This window comes from Faecalibacterium sp. DFI.5.82 (assembly GCF_029076575.1).
Taxonomy (GTDB): domain Bacteria; phylum Bacillota; class Clostridia; order Oscillospirales; family Ruminococcaceae; genus Faecalibacterium; species Faecalibacterium duncaniae.
On the sequence record NZ_JARFIS010000003.1, the window covers coordinates 39,493 to 56,854 of the forward strand.

Below are 17,362 nucleotides of genomic sequence, written 5' to 3' on the forward strand. Positions count from 1 at the left end.
AGGGCTTTTTGTGTAGGCCGGAATTGTGCACCCCGCCAAAAATCTGCCCCGCGAATTGGGAAAGATGATGGGAGTTGTGGTTGCAATGGGCCGGAAAAAGGCATATAATAAGACCATCAACAGAGTAAGGCCATGCGCGTTAAGTGCCGCATCAACGGGGAGTTGTGCTGCGGACGAAGGTAAGACCCGCGGTGCATGGCCTGCATCCCGCTGCTGCATGGACTTGGGTGCAGATGGGGCCGTCTGCGGCCCCGTCTGGATGTGAACCGTTGAATCACGCCCTCCTTTGTGCGGTTTGTCACAGGGGAGGGCGTTTTGCATTGCCCGCCCCGCGGTTCCCGAAACAGGGGAGGACAATTGATATGAACCATTCCAGAAATTCCGTCCGCAAGCTCACCATGCTGGCCCTGCTCACTGCCATGAGCATCGTGTTTGCCCGGGTGCTGAGCATTTCCACCGGCTTTGTCCGGTTCAACCTGGGCAGCCTGCCCACCCTGCTGGCCGCTGTGCTGTTCGGGCCGGTGGAGGGCTTTGCCGTGGGTGCAGTGGCCGATATGATCGGCGGCACCCTTTCCGGCTACGCCATCAATCCGCTGATCACGCTGGGAGCGGGCTCCATCGGCCTGACGGCGGGCCTTCTCTGGCGCGCTCTGCCCAACCTGCGGCTGGGTCTGCGCACCCAGATCAGCGTGTTTGCCGGCCATGCGGTGGGCTCCATTGTCATCAACTCGCTGGCACTCCACCTCTTCTATAACTATCCGTGGAGCGTGCTGGTGACCCGCATTCCCAACGCGCTGGTCCTGGCGGCGGTGAACACCGTGCTGGTGCGCCTGCTGCTGGAGAACAAAACGATCCGAGGCATTGCACAATGAACTATGAAGAAGCGCTGAACTATATCCATGCCGTCCAGTGGGCGGGGCACAAGCCGGGCCTGACCCGCACCCGGACCCTGCTGGCCGCACTGGGGAACCCGCACGAGCAGCTGAAATTCATCCATGTGGCGGGCACCAACGGCAAGGGCAGCACGGCGGCCATGCTGGCCTCCTGCCTGCAGGCGGCGGGTTACCGGGTGGGCCTGTATACCTCGCCCTTTATCAACCGGTTCAACGAGCGCATTCAGGTAAACGGCCAACAGATCCCGGACGAGGCGCTGGTGCGGCTGGTGGAGCGTGTGAAGCCCGCTGCCGATGCCATGACCGATATCCCCACCGAGTTCGAGATCATCACGGCATTGGGGATGCTCTGGTTCGTTGAGACGAAATGCGACATCGTGGTGCTGGAGGTGGGCCTGGGCGGCACGCTGGATTCCACCAACGTCATCGACCCGCCGGAGTGCGCGGTCATCACGGCGCTGGGCATGGATCATGTGAAGGAGCTGGGCCCCACCCTGGCCGATATCGCGTCGGCCAAGGCGGGCATCATCAAGCCGGGCAGTCCGGTGGTGAGCTATGGCGGTGTGCCCGAGGCCGATGCCGTCATCGCCCGTGCGGCGGCAGAGCGGCACGCGCCGCTGACCGTGGTAGATCTCAGCAGGCTGACCATCGAGGACGGGGATCTGGATGCTGTCACCTTTGATTTTGACGGCCTGAACGGCATCCGCCTGCCCTTGATCGGCAGCTATCAGCCCCGGAACGCCGCCACGGCCATTACGGCCCTGCGGGTGCTGCGCAGCCGGGGCTGGAACATCCCGGACAGCGCCATCCGTGCTGGTCTGGAACAGGTGCGCTGGCCGGGCCGGTTCGAGCTGCTGCGGCATTCGCCCGCCTTTTTGCTGGATGGCAGCCACAACGCCCACGGAATGCGGGCCACCGTGCAGAGCCTGCGGGACCGCTTTCCGGGGCAGAAGTTCGTGTTCCTGCTCAGCATCATGGCGGACAAGGATGTGGACGAGATGCTGGCACTGCTCCTGCCGCTGGCCGGGCAGTTCGTCACCGTAGCGGCCCATACCCCCCGCGCCATGCCCGCTGAGACGCTGGCCGAACAGATCCGCGCCCGGGGCGGCAGGGCCGAGCCTGCTCCCACCATTGAAGCCGGTGTGGCCCGGGCGGTCGCCCTTGGGGGCACCGGCCCCGTGTGCGCACTGGGCACGCTCTACTTCTCCGGCGATGTGCGGGAAGCGTTTGCAAAATTGAACCAGTAAAGAAGAGGGGCTGCGGCACACGGGAAAAACCGGTGCAGCAGCCCCCTTTTTGCGGACTGGCTTACAAAAAAATGCCCCGCTGTTTTGTGATGCACAGAACAGCGGGGCAATATCATTTATGGGGCGGGAATGTGCTCAGGAGATGCGCTTCTGCTCAGGCCTTGCCTGCGCAGCCGAACAGCTCGATCTTCTCCTTGCACTTGTCAACGATGGCCTGAGCGCCGGGAGCCAGCAGCTTGCGGGGATCGAAGCCCTTGCCCTGCTGATCCTTGCCAGCCTCGATGTACTTGCGGGTGGCCTCAGCAAAGACCAGCTGGCACTCGGTGTTGATGTTGATCTTGGAAACGCCCAGGCTGATGGCCTTCTGGATCATCTCGTCGGGGATGCCGGTGCCGCCGTGCAGGACCAGAGGAATGTTGTTGGTAGCCTTGTGGATGCGGTCCAGAGCCTCAAAGTCCAGGCCCTTCCAGTTGGCGGGGTAAACGCCGTGGATGTTGCCGATGCCGGCAGCCAGGAAGTCGATGCCCAGATCGGTGATCTTTGCGCACTCGGCGGGGTCTGCGATCTCGCCAGCGCCCACAACGCCGTCCTCAACGCCGCCGATGGAGCCGACCTCGGCCTCGATGCTCAGGCCCTTGGAGTGTGCCAGAGCGACCAGCTCCTTGGTCTTTTCCACGTTCTCCTCGATGGAGTAGTGGCTGCCGTCGAACATGATGGAGGAGAAGCCGGCCTCAACGCAGGCCTTGCAGCCCTCGTAGGTGCCGTGGTCCAGATGCAGGGCGACGGGAACGGTGATGCCCATGGTCTCCACCATGGAGCTGACCATGGCGGCAACGGTCTTGAAGCCGGTCATGTATTTGCCTGCGCCCTCAGAGACACCCAGGATAACGGGGCTCTTCATTTCCTCGCAGGCGGTCAGGACTGCCTTGGTCCACTCCAGATTGTTGATGTTGAACTGGGGCACACCGTAGTGGCCATCGCGTGCCTTGATCAGCATTTCGGTTGCATTTACCAACATTATTCATTACCTCCGCAAAATCATTTTGGGGTGAAAAAGCCGTTTTGGATACAAGATTGCGCATCCTTTAACGAACCTAAGGGTAGTATACCCCAATTACAGGATAAAATCAAGGCGGTTCCCGCGGCGTTTTCAACACAAATTCACATTGGGCATTTTGATGTTGGAGATTCTGGCAAAAACCACTGGATCTCCCTTCAAAAAATTGTCATAATTCCGACTTGAATTTTACAAAAAGTACGGCGGAAAGTTTGCGTGTCGAACCTGGGAGGTTGAAAACTCGGTGGAAACTGTGGAATTCCACCCGGAAAGTGGGCGTACAAACTTGATTTTTGAACATTTTCCACCGGGTTTTCAACATGTGGAAAAATTTGAGCCGAATTACCGATTGTATAGCCTGCTGAATGTGGAAAACTTTTGCCTTCGGCAAACATTGCGAAGAATGCCGGGGTATGCTATACTTTAAAATGTATCAGTGTCAAAATATAGTAAAACTGAAACAGAACGAAACCATGGCGCGGCTCAAACGGCCCGCCTTGCCATAGAATGGAAGGAGAACACATCAATGGACGAACAGAAAATGCCGCGCCGTCCCCGCCGCAGCAGCACGGAGGAGCAGCCCAAGAATGAGAGCCTGGTCTACGGCAAAAACCCCGTGACCGAGCTGCTCAAGAGCGGTTCCGGCGTGGATACCGTGCTGATCGCGGAGGGCATGGCCCCCGCCGTGGCTGCTTACTATACCGCCATGGCCAAAGAGGCCGGGGCCACGGTCAAGCGGGTGCATCCCAACAAGCTGCGCCTGATGACCGGCACCGAGAGCCACCAGGGCGTGGCCGCCTTTGCCAGCGAGATCGAATATGTGACCGTGGAGGACCTGCTGAACATTGCCAGAGAGAAGGGGGAGCCCCCTTTCCTGGTGCTGAGTGACGGCATCGAGGACCCCCATAATCTGGGCGCGGTGATGCGCTCTGCTCTGCTGTGCGGAGCCCACGGCATCGTCATCCCCAAGCGGGGCGGCGCGTCCGTGACCCCCACCGTTATCAAGTCCAGCGCCGGTGCGGCCGAGCGCCTGCCTGTGGCCCGCGTGGCTAACATCGGCGAGACCATCCGCCGCCTGAAGGATCAGGGGGTGTTCGTCTACTGTGCCGATATGGACGGCGTGCCCCTGCGCAAGAACAACCTGACCGGCCCCATCGCACTGGTGCTGGGCAGCGAGGGCAGTGGTGTATCCCAGCTGGTGAAAAAGCTCTGCGATGGTGTGGTGCGGCTGGATATGGCGGCTCAGGGCACCGGTGTGGACAGCTTCAATGTCTCGGTGGCGGCTGGCATCATCCTGTATGAGATCCAGAGCCAGCGCGCCGCAGAGTAAGAAACAGCGGCCAGACCGCCGTGACCAGAACAGGGAGGGACTAGGATGCCAAAGGATGATAAGCGCAAAGAGCTGACACAGGAAGAGATCGATGCGCAGAACGAGAAGTTCCGCACGTTTTTCAGTACCAGCGTGGCACAGGTGCCCGAAGAGATGAAGCGCCGCGATGAGGAAAAGGAGAGCACCGGCAGCCTGCTGGGCAAGCTCTTTCACCGCGAAAAGGACAAAGAGGAGCCAGCCGCCGCCCCGACCGTGCAGAATGAGCTGCCGCCCACGGGTGAGATCGTACTGGGCCATGAGGAAGAAGCAGAGGCCGGTCTGGAGCTGGCATTGGAGCCCGGAGAGCTTGAGGAAGCAGAGCCTGTGGCTCTGCCCACTGTGCCGGAAGTTCCCGCAGCGCCGAAGCCGGAGCCCCGGCCTGCACCCCAGCCCGAGAAAAAGCCGGAGCCGCCCCGCCGCCGGGAACCCCTGACCCCGCAGGAGCAGCAGGAGGATGCAGAGATGGCCGAGCTCAAGGCCATGCTCTATGGCACCCCCAAGCCCGCCCCGGTGGAGGAGGTGCAGGATGCCCCCGAAGAGGTGCTGGCCGTGGAGCCGGAAGCTCCCGCAGCGCCCGAGGGCCCGGCCATCCCCATGGTGTTTGCCGAGGATCAGTCGGTAAAGCAGGCGAAGTCTGCCCCGGAAGCCGCGCCAGAGGTTGAGCCGGAACCGGAAACAGCGTTCCAGTTCTTTGGCAAGGGTGCGGACGAGAACGAGCCGCAGGCCCCTACCCGCACCGAGGCCCCCAGCAAGGACGACAGCATGAGCCTGCCGCTGATGGGGCTGGAAGAGGACGAGGCACCCGCCCGGCCTGCCGCCCCGGCAGAGGAGGCCCCGGCCCAGCCTGCTGAGGAAGCGGCCCCTGCCGCGCCGGAGGCTGCGGAGAAGCCTGAAGAGGAAGCCGAGCCGGAAACGCCCGAGCAGGTTGGGGAGAAGCTCCGCCGGATGGGCGCGGAGCTGACGCTGCGGTGTGTGCTGGAGGGCATCCTTGCCGTGGTGCTGCTCCACTTTGGCCTTGTTGCCGAGGGGCTGCTGGCCCCTGTGGCCTCCCTTGACCCCGTGATCGCCCCGGCGGCGTTCTATGCTGCCAACCTGCTCTTTCTGGCCGGTGCGCTGGCTGTGGGCTGGCCTGTCCTGCGGGATGGCCTGCAGGGCCTCAAGGGCCGCCCCAGTGCAGACACCATGCCGGCGCTGGCCGCCTGCGGTGCGCTGGTGCAGGCTGCGGTCGCCCTGCTCAACGCCCAGAGCTATCAGAACTCCAGCTGGACGCTGCTTTCCGGCGTGGCCGCACTGGGCCTGTTCCTGGCCCTGCTGGGCAGCCGTGTCCTGCTGACTGCCGTCAGAAACGGCTACGACCTCGCCGCCCGATCCCCCGAGGGGCTGCAGGGCGCATTCCGTGTCCGGGATAAGGACCTGATCCGGGTGCTGGCCCGGAGCCTGGATCAGAAAGACCCCTGGGTGCTGCTCAGCCGCCCTGTCCAGTGGGACGAAGCACTGGTGGAGCAGAGCTTCGGGGAGCGCGCCAGTGAGCGCCGCGCCCGCAAGACAGCCCTGATCCTGCTGGGTGCTGCCGTGCTCAGCGGACTGGTGTTCCTGCTGTTTGGCGGTGGGCCCAACGGCATGGCCGCAGCCCTGACCTCCATGCTCTGCATGGGTGCACCGCTGTCCTCCACCCTGGTTGCGGGCATCGCTTCTCTGCGCCTGCAAAAGACCGCTGCCGCCGCCGGTGCCGTGGTGCCCGGCTGGGCTGCCATTGAGGAGCTGGGCGGTGTGGACACCGTGCAGGTGGATGCCGACGAGCTCTTTACCGCCGACAGCGTGAATCTGGAGGATATCCGCATCTTCAAGGGCGGCCGCATCGACCGTGCCATCCTCTATGCGGCCAGCATCCTCAACCACAGCTGTGAGACCCTGCGGGGCCTGTTCCGCCAGATCATCGAGGACCGCACCGAGATCCTGTACCCTGTGAAGGATCTGGAGGTCCACCACGGTCTTGGCTTTGCCGCTTGGTGCGATAACAACCGGGTGCTCATCGGCAACCGGCTGTACATGGAGCGGGAGGGGGTGCCCCTGCCTGAGCAGGAGTATGAGGATGAGCACTCCCAAAACGGCGCGCTGCAGATCCTGTATCTGGCTGTTTCCGGCAGCCTGCACGCTATGTTTGTGCTCCACTATGTGGGCGGCCGCAACGCCGCCCGCGGGCTGGAGGTGCTGCAGCGGGAGAACATCCGCCTGCTGGTTACCTGTGAGGACCCCAGCCTGACGGCCCGCCACATCACCGAGGCTTACCATCTGCCCGAGGGGATGATCACCCTGCTGGATCAGGAGCAGTGCAGCGCGCTGACCCCTGCTCAGCCGGACGAGACTGCCCGCTGCTGTATGCTGCATGATAAGGGCTTTGCCAGCCTGATCGGCGGCCTGCGCGCGGCGGAAAAGGCCCAGAACGCCGAGACGAGCGCCACCACGGTGCAGATGGTCTCGGTCTGGTTCTCGGTGGTCATCGGTGTTCTGCTGACCTACGCGGGCAGCATCGGCACCCTGTCGGTGGCAGCTGTCCTGATGTATCAGGCAGCTTGGAGTGCTTTGAGCATTGCGGTCTGCGCCCTGAAACAGCACAACTGAATGTGAGCGCGGCGTTTGGCTGCCTGCGCCGGGAGCAGCTTTTGGCCCTGATGTTCTGCACAAAAAAATCGGAAAAAACTGGCATTCCCGACGAAATCGGGTGCGAAAGCACAGCACTTTGGGCGAAAAACTTGACCCACATTGGCCGGACGTGTAAAATAAATCAATAGTGAGAAAAATCATGGACGCGAAATTTTTCCATGTGTGCGGCATTCCTTTGATCCCATGGGATGAAACAAGGAGGGAAGTTCGACCCAATGAAATGGAAATTCCAAACCGCGGGGCGGCTTCTGGCCCTGCTGGCTCTGAGCGGGGCCTTGCTGGCTGCCCCTTTGCCCGCGCAGGCCGCGCCCGGTGTGCTGACAGGCCTGACCGGAACCGGCTCCAAGCTGGAACTGGAGCTGACCGAGATGGAGCTGGAGATCACAGATGATGACCCCCGCCCCAAGGGCTACCTGTACACCAGCGGACAGAGCGATTATTACTTCATCGTCTGGATGAGCAGCAACTCCAATGTTGCCACGGTGGATGGCGACGGCAAGGTGACGGGCCGCAATGCGGGCACTGCCATCATCACCGCCATCTCCGACCACGGCGAACGTGCCGCCTGCAAGGTGACCGTGACCCGCAAAAATGAAGAAGCAGCCAGAAAAAAGCCCACGCTGGATACCACCAGCCTGAGTCTTGTGCTGCAGTACAATGACCTGCACCCCACCCATCAGCTCCAGCTGACCAACAGCGACCACTCCTTCCTCTATGTCTACCAGTGGATGAGCAGCAACCCTGAGGTTGCCACAGTCAGCGATAAGGGCCTTGTCACGGCTCAGGCGGCGGGCACCACCACCATCACGGCAATGGTCTCCAACGGCCAGGCTTTGCGGTGCAGCGTCACGGTGACTTCGGATATCGGCAAGGTGACCCTGAACAAGAGTGACCTGCTGCTCCGCACCGTGGGCACCCAGGAACGCCTGACGGCCACCGTTGCGGTGGAAGGCGGCGGCAGTGTGCCCATTACATGGGTCAGCAGCAACCCCGGTGTCGTTACCGTGGATGCGGATGGCGTGGTGACAGCCATTGCCGATGGAGAAGCCAAGGTCACGGCCCTTTCACCTGCCGGACGCTTTGACGTGTGCAGCGTTGTGGTGGGCATGGCGGCGGAGAAGTACGAATCTGAAGCCGACCTTGCTGACGAGCTCAAGCTCCCTGATCCCTACGTTGCCGTAAGGCTGAATAAACTGGCATAAAGAAAAAGCACCCGCCCATGGCTGTTTTTGACGGCTATGGGCGGTTTTTGCGTGTATGGAAACGGATGCGCTGGGAAAAACTTGCCGAAGAGGAATTTTTTGCAAAAAATATTTTGCGTCGCATGGTGTGGTGTACATGACACATCCGGCTGCCTCTGGCAGGTGAAAAAGGACAAAATGGCCCGAACGTTGTTTAAGACAGGGGGCGGATGCCCCACGGAGCGGCGAAATCTCTGCAAAAAAGGCGGCTGCCCGGCTTGGATGACACATTTAACAATAATTTGACGTGAAGTGATTGAATTTGCAACTCTTGACAGAAGGCGGGACAAACCATTATCCTTTTATCAGAGGAAAGTATTTTATGTCGCCAGACGTTGGAATGCCTGGTGTACAAGTGTGTGTCAGGAGGGAAAGAATATGACCAACTACCGGAACCGAATCGGGGAAGCCATTGCCTTTGCCCGGAACATGGCGGGCAGATCTCAGCAGGAGCTTGCGGATATGCTGGGGCGGGACAAGCGTACCATTCAGAAATGGGAGCGGGGCGAGATCCGCATTGCGCTGGAGGATTTTCTGGATGTATTCGATACTCTGCACCTGCCGGTGGGGCCCTATGAAATGTGGATCCGGCATCCGGAACTCTTTCCGCGCGGCATGGAGGATATCAAGGGCTTCAGCACCGAAAAGAAGCGGAGGGCACTGACGGATTATTATCTGCATCAGGCTGCACCGCTGGAGATCGAGCAGGAGTATTACATCCTGTTCGGTGACCACGGCAGCAACAGCTGCGGCATCCGGCAGGAGCTGCTGGCCAACCTGCAGACTCCGCTCCGTGACCGCAAACGGATCGTGAACCAGATCATCGACAACTACTATGAGGCCCGGGCCATCGGACATCTGACCGACCCGGAGGGCCAGCAGCCAGTGATGCCCATTCTGGAAGCCTGCTACGATGCCAGTGCACGGAGCGTGAAAGCCAACGAGAACCGGTACAGCATCGGCAGCATCGAGAACTATCTGGACGATGCGGAGAAACCGGCAGAAGAGTGAACCGAACAGCAGACGGCCATGTGCAGCCGCCTGCTGTTTTTGCGTTCGGCTGCCTGCGGGAAAATATTGTGAAATTTGCGGATTCCTGCTATACTTATCCTATTGATGAAAAAGAAGGGTGAGATAAATGGCATACAACATGGGCGGTCGGCGCTTCCGGCCGGTGGGCAGCGGAAAAAAGCGGACTGCGCCGCAGTACGGGCCGGTGGGCACAGGCTGCCCGTTTGTGGAGGAGGCCGTGGCGCGGCTGTACCGGGAGCAGAACGAGGAACATTTCTGGAGCCTGATGAACGCCCTGAACTATGCGCTGGAATTGCAGACCAAGGTGCTGGTTCCGCTGGATGCGGCGGTGGACCCCCAGAGCGGGGCCGCCCCCTGGGCACACCTGCCCATCCCGGAGGAGCGGGCCGAGGGCCTGCAGCCCTGGCTGCTCCACACCCGGAAAGAGCGGCACTATCTGCCGTTGTTCACCTCGGTAAAGAACGCCGAGGCGGAAAAGGCCAGCGCCACCCGCCCCATGGTGGAGCGCAGCCTGCGCAGCGCCATGGAGTATGCGCTGGAAACGGACGGCATCGATGGTGTGGTGCTGGATCCGTGGACAAGCTCTGCCACGCTGGATGTCTCCCTGCTCAGCGGGCTGCTGAGATCGGAGCGGGGGAGCGACAACCCCGGCGCTCAGGAACTGGAAGCCGGGCACGCCGCCGCCCGGGCCGGGAATTGGCAGGAAGCGGCGGCCCGCTACACTGCCGCTGCCGAGGCGGGCAGCGCAGAGGCGCTTTCTGCCCTGGGGGACTGCCTGTATTATGGCCGGGGTGCCCGGAAGAATAAGACCCAGGCCCGGCGGATGTGGAAAAAGGCCGCGCAGGCCGGGGAGGTGCAGGCCATGATCGCCCTGGGGGATGACTGTGCTGCATCGGGCGGGGAGATGGCTGAGACCCTGCAATACTACCGCCGCGCCCAGAGCGCTGCCCGGGAGGTGCCGGACATCGCCTACACCCCGCAGGTCTGCCTGCGTCTTGCTCAGTACGAGACCCAGTACCTCTCCCGCAAAAAGGCGCTGCTGCAGGTGGCCGAAGCCGTGCAGGGGTTTCGGATCCTGCAGGCCGAGGGCGAAACGGATGCTGCCGACTGGCTGCGGGAGGCTGAACTGTTGACCGATCAGCTGCTGGCCGATGATAAAAACGCCTGAAACACAGTTTCTTTACATTTGTTCTAAGAAATCGTCATAGGAAACCGGTAAGATATTCAAGGAAATATTCTGCGCCGAAGAAAAGAGGACAAGCACTATGAGCAAAGTGATCGGAATCGACCTTGGTACCACCAACTCCTGCGTGGCGGTGGTGGAGGGCGGCAAGCCTGTGGTCATCACCAACGCCGAAGGCGAGCGCACCACCCCCAGCGTGGTGGCCTTTACCAAGGATGGCGAGCGTCTGGTGGGCGGCGCGGCAAAGCGCCAGATCGCCACAAACTCCGGCCGCACGGTGTCCAGCATCAAGCGGTACATGGGTTCTGATCACCGGGTGCATATCGATGGCAGAGATCTGACCCCGCAGGAGATCAGTGCCATGATCCTGACCAAGATCCGCCGCGATGCCGAGAGCTACCTGGGCGAACCGGTGACCGAGGCCGTTATCACGGTGCCTGCCTATTTTGACGACAGCCAGCGCAAGGCCACTCAGGACGCGGGCCGCATTGCGGGCCTGAATGTTCTGCGCATCATCAACGAACCCACCGCCGCCGCAGTGGCCTACGGCCTGGACAACGAAGCTCCCCAGAAGATCCTGGTCTACGATCTGGGCGGCGGCACCTTTGATGTTTCGATCATCGAGATCGAGGACGGCACCTTTACGGTGCTGGCCACCGGCGGCGATACCCATCTGGGCGGCGATGACTTTGACGAGCGCATCGTTGAGTGGGCTGTGGCGGAATTCCGCAGGTCTGACCGCATCGATCTGACCAAGGACCCCGCCGCCATGGGCCGCCTGAAGGAGGAAGCGGAAAAGGCCAAGAAGGAGCTTTCCAGCGCGCTTTCCGCCCAGCTGAACCTGCCGTTTATCGCGGTGGGCAAGGATGGCCCCCACCATCTGGATCTGAGCCTGGGCCGCCCCCAGTTTGAGATGATGACCGGTGACCTGCTGGCCCGCACCGTTCAGCCGGTGCAGAACGCCCTGCGGGATGCCGGGATTTCCGCCAGCCAGCTGGGCAAAGTCCTGCTGGTGGGCGGCAGCACCCGGATGCCCGCTGTGGAGCGGCAGGTCCGGGAGCTGCTGGGCTGTGAGCCCAGCCATACCCTGAACCCCGATGAATGCGTGGCCATGGGTGCCGCCGTGCAGGGCGGCCTGCTGCAGGGCGGCGGAAAGCTGGCCGGTGCCACCGGCGCGGCCGCGCAGGGCCTTGTGCTGATGGATGTTACCCCGCTGACGCTGTCCATTGAGACGCTGGGCGGCGTGGCCACCCCCCTCATCACCCGCAACAGCATGATCCCCACCCGCAAGAGCCAGATCTTTACCACGGCCCGCCCCATGCAGACCAGCGTGGAGATCAACGTGCTGCAGGGCGAGCGCCACTTTGCCCGCGACAACAAGAGCCTGGGCAAATTCAAGCTCACCGGCATCCGCTCCGGCTTCTCCTCCAAGCCCCAGATCGAGGTCACCTTTGACATCGACGTGAATGGCGTGGTCAAGGTGTCCGCAAAGGATCTGGGCACCGGCCGGGAGCAGAACATCACCATCACCGGCAGCACCAATCTTTCTGAGAACGAGATCCAGCGCGCCATGGCCGATGCCGCCGCCTACGAGGAGGAGGATACCCGCCGCAGGGAGCGGCTGGAACTCCACAATCAGGCCGAGATGCTGGCTTACAAGGTGGATGAAGCCCTCTCCAAGTGTAAAAAGGAACTGGACAAGGACGAGAAGAACCGAGTCAAGAACGACCTTGCCAGCCTGCGCCGCTGCCTGCGCAAAGATAAGCCCGAAAAGATGAACGAGACCGAGGAGGCGAACCTCCGTCAGGCAAAATCCCAGCTGGAGGCTAGCGCCAACCACCTGATGGTGCTGTACAGCACGGAGCAGGATGCCGGCCGGCAGTAAGCGGGCAATTCCCTACTGAAAAACTTCGTTGAAAGGGTTGACAAACCCGGAAGAGTGGGGTATTATGTATGCAATATCACAAAAATGGCTGTGAAGAGAAGAGTAGGTTTTCGCATTGATCCTTCCAGAGAGCCCGGGCGGTGGAAAAGGGCAGGAAACAGGGAACTGAAAATGGTCTCGGAGCCGCGGGGGCGAAGTGCAAGAGTGCTAAGCCTGCGACGGGAGCGCCCGTTACAGCGTCCGGTTGTCGCGTTGCAAAACGCCGCAGCAGTGAGGCTGTCTCTGTGAGGGGACAGTAAACCAAGGTGGTACCACGGAAGTTTTACGCTTTCGTCCTTGTGGGTGTATGCCCGCTGAGGACGGAAGCGTTTTTTATTTTGCTTCCGGTGCAAAGGGTGCGGATTGTGCCGCACCGCACAAAAACATTTTTGTAAAAGTAGAGAGGGAAAACAAAATGTCTAAGATCACTCGTCGTAATTTTCTGAAAGTTTCCGGCGTGGCCGCTGCTGCCGTTGCCCTGACCGCCTGCGGCGGTTCTTCCTCCACCGCAAGCTCCGCCGCTTCCGGCGCTGCATCCTCTGAGGCTGCCTCCACCGCTGCCAAGCTGGACAAGATCAAGGTCGCTGTTCCCAACGACACCACCAACGAGGCCCGCGCTCTGACCCTGCTGGAGAAGAACGGCTTCTTCAAGCTGAAGGCAGATGCAGGCCTGACCGCCACCAAGAACGACATCGAAGAGAATCCCCTGAACGTCAATGTGGACGAGGTCGAGGCTGCTCAGGTGCCCAACGTCCTGCAGGATGAGGACTACGCTGTCATCAACTCCAACTACGCCATCTCCGCCGGTCTGGACCCCATGACCGACGCTCTGGCCATGGAGGATGGCACCTCTGCCTACGTCAACGTTCTGGTCTGCAAGGAAGGCAATGAGGAGGAGCCCAAGATCAAGGCTCTGGTCGCTGCCCTGCAGAGCCAGCAGGTCAAGGACTTTATGACCGAGAGCTACGGCGGCGCTGTGGTCTCCGTTGTGGAAGACCCCACTGACGGCTATGATCCTTCCATCGATTATGACGCACTGAACGGTGAGACTGTCAGCTGCGCTGCCACCCCCGCTCCCCACTGCGAGATCCTGGAGGTCTGCAAGCAGATCCTGGCCGACAAGGGCATTACGCTGGACATCCAGGAGTACGATGACTATGTGATCCCCAACACCATCGTTGAGGATGGCCAGTGCGACACCAACTACTTCCAGCATCAGCCCTACCTGGACAACTTCAATGAGGAGAAGGGCACTCACCTGGTCTCCGTTGCCGGTATCCACGTTGAGCCTATGGGCATCTACGGCGGCAAGCAGAGCGACCTGAGCCCGATCGAGGGTTAAGCGAACTCCCCCAGTCACCTTGCGGTGACAGCCCCCTCGGGGAGGGGGCCTTTGCTTGACCGTTCTGTTTCAGGCTCCCTCTATGAGGGAGCTGGCAAATCCGTAAGGATTTGACTGAAGGAGCTTATTCAACAGCAAGGAGCAATTTCTGTGATCGAGATCAAACACCTTTCCAAGACCTTCCAGATGAAGGACGGCGCAGTGAATGCGCTGAAGGACATTAGCCTGACCATCCCGGATGGCTCGATTTACGGCATCATCGGCATGTCTGGCGCGGGTAAATCCACGCTGGTGCGCTGCATCAACCTGCTGGAGCGCCCCACCGAGGGCAGCGTGGTCATTGACGGCGTGGAGATGGAAAAGCTCACGCCTGCCCAGCTGCGCCAGCGCCGCCGGGAGATCACGATGATCTTCCAGCAGTTCAACCTGCTGATGCAGCGCAGCTGCCTGAAGAACATCTGCTTCCCCATGGAGCTGGCAGGTGTGAAGAAAGAGGAAGCCGAAAAGCGCGCCAAGGAACTGCTGGAAATGGTGGGCCTGCCCGATAAGGCCAACGCCTACCCGGCCCAGCTCTCCGGCGGCCAGAAGCAGCGCATTGCCATTGCCCGCGCACTGGCAACTGACCCCAAGGTCCTGCTCTGCGATGAGGCCACCAGCGCGCTGGACCCCAACACCACCCACTCCATCCTGACCCTGATTAAGGACATCAACCGGAAGCTGGGCATCACGGTGGTGGTCATCACCCATCAGATGAGCGTTGTGGAGGAGATCTGCGATCACGTTGCCATTCTGGACGGCGGCGTTGTGGTGGAACAGGGCGAGGTGAAGGAGATCTTCGCCAACCCCAAGACCGCCGCGGCAAAGCGTCTGGTGGCTCCCAACGGCGGCAGCGCAGCCCGCGACCTGTCCAGCTTTGCGCCGGACGATCATGTGGTGCGTGTGACCTTCAACGGTTCTTCCGCCGCAAAACCGCTGGTGGCAAGCCTTGCCGCCGAAAAGGGCATTCTGGTGTCGGTGCTCAGCGCCGATACCCGCGACCTGAGCGGCCAGTGCTACGGCTCCATGCTGCTCAAGCTGCCCGCTGACCTGGACGAAGCAAAACAGGCTGCTGCCTATATGCGGGCACAGCCCGGCATTACGGTGGAGGAGGTGACCGGAGAATGACCATTGCAGATTATGGCTTTGCCATCTGGGAGACCTTCTATGTGACGTTGCTCTCCACCGCGTTCTCTCTGGTCATCGGCCTGCCGCTGGGCGTGCTGCTGGTGGCCGGTGATAAGGACGGCATTCTGCCCCTGCCCGGCTGGCTGATGCACCTGCTGAATATCATCATCAACATCCTGCGCAGTGTGCCTTTCCTGATTTTGATGATCTGCGTCTTTCCGCTGACCCGTATCATCGTGGGCACCACCGTAGGCACCAAGGCCACCATCGTCCCGCTGGTGGTGGCGGCCTTCCCGTTTGTGGCGCGTCTGGTGGAGACCAGCCTGCGCGAGTTGGATGAGGGTGTGGTGGAAGCCGCCCAGAGCATGGGTGCGACCCCGTTCCAGATCATCACCAAAGTAATGATCCCCGAGTGCCTGCCCGGCCTGATCTCCAGCATGACCACAGCTTTGACCACCATTCTGGGCTACTCGGCCATGTCCGGTGTCATCGGCGGCGGCGGCCTGGGCAAGATCGCCCTTTCCTACGGCTACTACCGCTACCAGACCAACATTATGATCGTCTGTGTCATCCTGCTGGTGCTGCTGGTGCAGATCTTCCAGACCGTTGGCACTTTCTGGGCCACCAGAAGCGATAAGCGGCTGAGGAAGTAACTCCTTCAGTCGCACTTCGTGCGCCAGCTCCCTCGGAGAGGGAGGTGGCAAAGCCGAAAGGCTTTGACGGAAGGAGTTCTCTCCTCATTTCGTCCCGGACGGGAAGTAAAATTCAACGTTTCAATTCCCCGCCGGAGACATGTGCTCCTGCGGGGAATTGTACTATTCGGACAAACCCAGTAAAGGAGTATGTTGCAATGAACCGTGATACCATCTGTGTGCAGGGCGGCTATACGCCCGGCAATGGCGAGCCCCGCCAGATCCCCATCATCCAGTCCACCACCTTCAAATATGCCACCAGCGAGGATATGGGCAAGCTGTTCGACCTGGAAGCCGACGGCTACTTCTACTCCCGCCTGCAGAACCCCACCTGTGACCTTGTGGCCAAGAAGATCTGCGAGCTGGAGGGCGGCACCGCCGCCATGCTGACCTCCAGCGGTCAGGCAGCCAACTTCTTTGCCCTGTTCAACCTCTGCGAGGCCGGTGACCATATCGTGGCATCCAGCACCATCTACGGCGGCACCTTCAACCTCATCTCCGTCACCATGAAGAAGATGGGCATTGAGGCCACCTTTGTGGACCCGCTGTGCACCGAGGAGGAGCTGAACGCTGCCTTCCGGCCCAACACCAAGGTGGTGTTCGGCGAGACCATTGCCAACCCCGCCCTGACTGTGCTGGATATCGAGAAATTTGCCAAGGCTGCTCACGCCCACGGCGTGCCCCTGATCGTGGACAACACCTTCCCCACGCCGGTCAACTGCCGCCCCTTTGAGTGGGGCGCGGATATCGTGACCCACTCCACCACCAAGTATATGGACGGCCACGGCGCTGTGCTGGGCGGTGCCATCGTGGACGGCGGCAAGTTCGACTGGATGGCCCACGCCGAGAAGTTCCCCGGCCTGTGCACCCCGGACGACAGCTACCACGGCATCACCTACGCCGAACGCTTCGGCAAAGAGGGTGCCTTTATCACCAAGGCAACGGCTCAGCTGATGCGGGACTTCGGCTCCATGCAGTCCCCGATGAATGCCTATATGCTGAACCTCGGCCTGGAAAGCCTGCATGTCCGGATGCAGCGCCACTGCGCCAACGGCATGGCCGTGGCAAAGTTCCTCGAAAGCCATCCCAAGGTGGCCTATGTGAATTACTGCGGCCTGGAGTCCAGCCCCTACCACGCACTGGCTGAAAAGTATCTGCCCAATGGCAGCTGCGGCGTGGTCAGCTTTGGTCTGGCCGGCGGCCGCGAAGCCGCCAGCATTTTTATGAAGGAGCTTAAGCTGGCCGCCATTGAGACCCATGTGGCCGATGCCCGCACCTGCTGCCTGAACCCGGCTTCCAGCACCCACCGCCAGATGAACGATGAGCAGCTGAAAGCCGCCGGTGTGCCCGCAGAGCTGGTGCGCATGAGCTGCGGTCTGGAAAGTGCTGAGGATCTGATCGCAGATATCGCACAGGCTTTGGATAAGATCTAAAAGGCAAACGGGCTCGCCCTCTCAGCTTCACTTCGTTCAGCAGCTCCCCCAAAGGGGGAGCCTCTGGCGAAAAATAAACTTTGTGGTTTTGCCAAGGCCTCCCACTTTGGGGGAGGTGGCA

General features: G+C 61.0%; 13 protein-coding genes, 1 riboswitch and 1 other annotated feature. Of the genes, 12 read left to right on the forward strand and 1 reads right to left on the reverse strand.

What is annotated here, in order from left to right; all coding sequences use genetic code 11:
• The first annotated feature begins 118 nt into the window (after positions 1-118).
• A riboswitch (THF riboswitch) is annotated at positions 119-215 on the forward strand.
• A gap of 147 nt (positions 216-362) precedes the next feature.
• Complete coding sequence (locus tag P0G09_RS05850) at positions 363-872, forward strand: folate family ECF transporter S component (protein WP_005935200.1); 510 nt, start codon at positions 363-365, stop codon at positions 870-872.
• A complete protein-coding gene (locus P0G09_RS05855) occupies positions 869-2,140 on the forward strand; it encodes a folylpolyglutamate synthase/dihydrofolate synthase family protein (RefSeq protein ID WP_275252194.1) in 1,272 nt (423 codons plus the stop codon). Before P0G09_RS05850 ends, P0G09_RS05855 begins: the two co-directional genes overlap by 4 nt.
• Positions 2,141-2,294: 154 nt before the next feature.
• Here the strand turns inward: P0G09_RS05855 and fba are convergent, their stop codons facing one another.
• Positions 2,295-3,158, reverse strand: coding sequence for a class II fructose-1,6-bisphosphate aldolase (fba, locus tag P0G09_RS05860; protein WP_097771599.1), 864 nt, complete (start codon positions 3,156-3,158; stop codon positions 2,295-2,297).
• A 565-nt stretch (positions 3,159-3,723) separates the two neighbouring features.
• Here fba and rlmB point away from each other — a divergent pair.
• The 10 genes from rlmB to P0G09_RS05910 all read left to right on the forward strand — a co-directional run bounded on the left by rlmB (position 3,724) and on the right by P0G09_RS05910 (position 17,241).
• On the forward strand, positions 3,724-4,527 hold the full coding sequence (gene rlmB, locus P0G09_RS05865; RefSeq protein ID WP_275252195.1) for a 23S rRNA (guanosine(2251)-2'-O)-methyltransferase RlmB: 804 nt from the start codon (positions 3,724-3,726) through the stop codon (positions 4,525-4,527).
• A 45-nt stretch (positions 4,528-4,572) separates the two neighbouring features.
• Entirely contained in the window at positions 4,573-7,188 is a 2,616-nt protein-coding gene (locus P0G09_RS05870; protein WP_275252196.1) for a cell envelope biogenesis protein OmpA, read from the forward strand.
• A gap of 257 nt (positions 7,189-7,445) precedes the next feature.
• A complete protein-coding gene (locus P0G09_RS05875; RefSeq protein WP_035394831.1) occupies positions 7,446-8,432 on the forward strand; it encodes an Ig-like domain-containing protein in 987 nt (328 codons plus the stop codon).
• Between the two features lie 417 nt (positions 8,433-8,849).
• Positions 8,850-9,482 (forward strand): helix-turn-helix transcriptional regulator, encoded by a 633-nt coding sequence (locus P0G09_RS05880; protein ID WP_249257446.1) that lies wholly within the window; start codon positions 8,850-8,852, stop codon positions 9,480-9,482.
• Between the two features lie 127 nt (positions 9,483-9,609).
• Positions 9,610-10,671 carry an SseB family protein gene (locus P0G09_RS05885; RefSeq protein WP_275252197.1) on the forward strand — a complete coding sequence of 354 codons (1,062 nt, stop codon included), beginning with the start codon at positions 9,610-9,612 and terminating at the stop codon, positions 10,669-10,671.
• Between the two features lie 97 nt (positions 10,672-10,768).
• The gene (gene dnaK / locus P0G09_RS05890; RefSeq protein ID WP_097773320.1) at positions 10,769-12,571 is read left to right on the forward strand and encodes a molecular chaperone DnaK; all 1,803 of its coding nucleotides are present in this window, start codon (positions 10,769-10,771) and stop codon (positions 12,569-12,571) included.
• A gap of 81 nt (positions 12,572-12,652) precedes the next feature.
• Positions 12,653-12,912 (forward strand) — a binding site (T-box leader).
• A 113-nt stretch (positions 12,913-13,025) separates the two neighbouring features.
• Entirely contained in the window at positions 13,026-13,952 is a 927-nt protein-coding gene (locus tag P0G09_RS05895; RefSeq protein WP_275252198.1) for a MetQ/NlpA family ABC transporter substrate-binding protein, read from the forward strand.
• Between the two features lie 150 nt (positions 13,953-14,102).
• Positions 14,103-15,116 (forward strand): ATP-binding cassette domain-containing protein, encoded by a 1,014-nt coding sequence (locus tag P0G09_RS05900; RefSeq protein ID WP_097771606.1) that lies wholly within the window; start codon positions 14,103-14,105, stop codon positions 15,114-15,116.
• Entirely contained in the window at positions 15,113-15,769 is a 657-nt protein-coding gene (locus P0G09_RS05905; RefSeq protein ID WP_154276926.1) for a methionine ABC transporter permease, read from the forward strand. Before P0G09_RS05900 ends, P0G09_RS05905 begins: the two co-directional genes overlap by 4 nt.
• A gap of 197 nt (positions 15,770-15,966) precedes the next feature.
• On the forward strand, positions 15,967-17,241 hold the full coding sequence (locus tag P0G09_RS05910; protein ID WP_097773321.1) for an O-acetylhomoserine aminocarboxypropyltransferase/cysteine synthase family protein: 1,275 nt from the start codon (positions 15,967-15,969) through the stop codon (positions 17,239-17,241).
• Positions 17,242-17,362 lie beyond the last annotated feature (121 nt).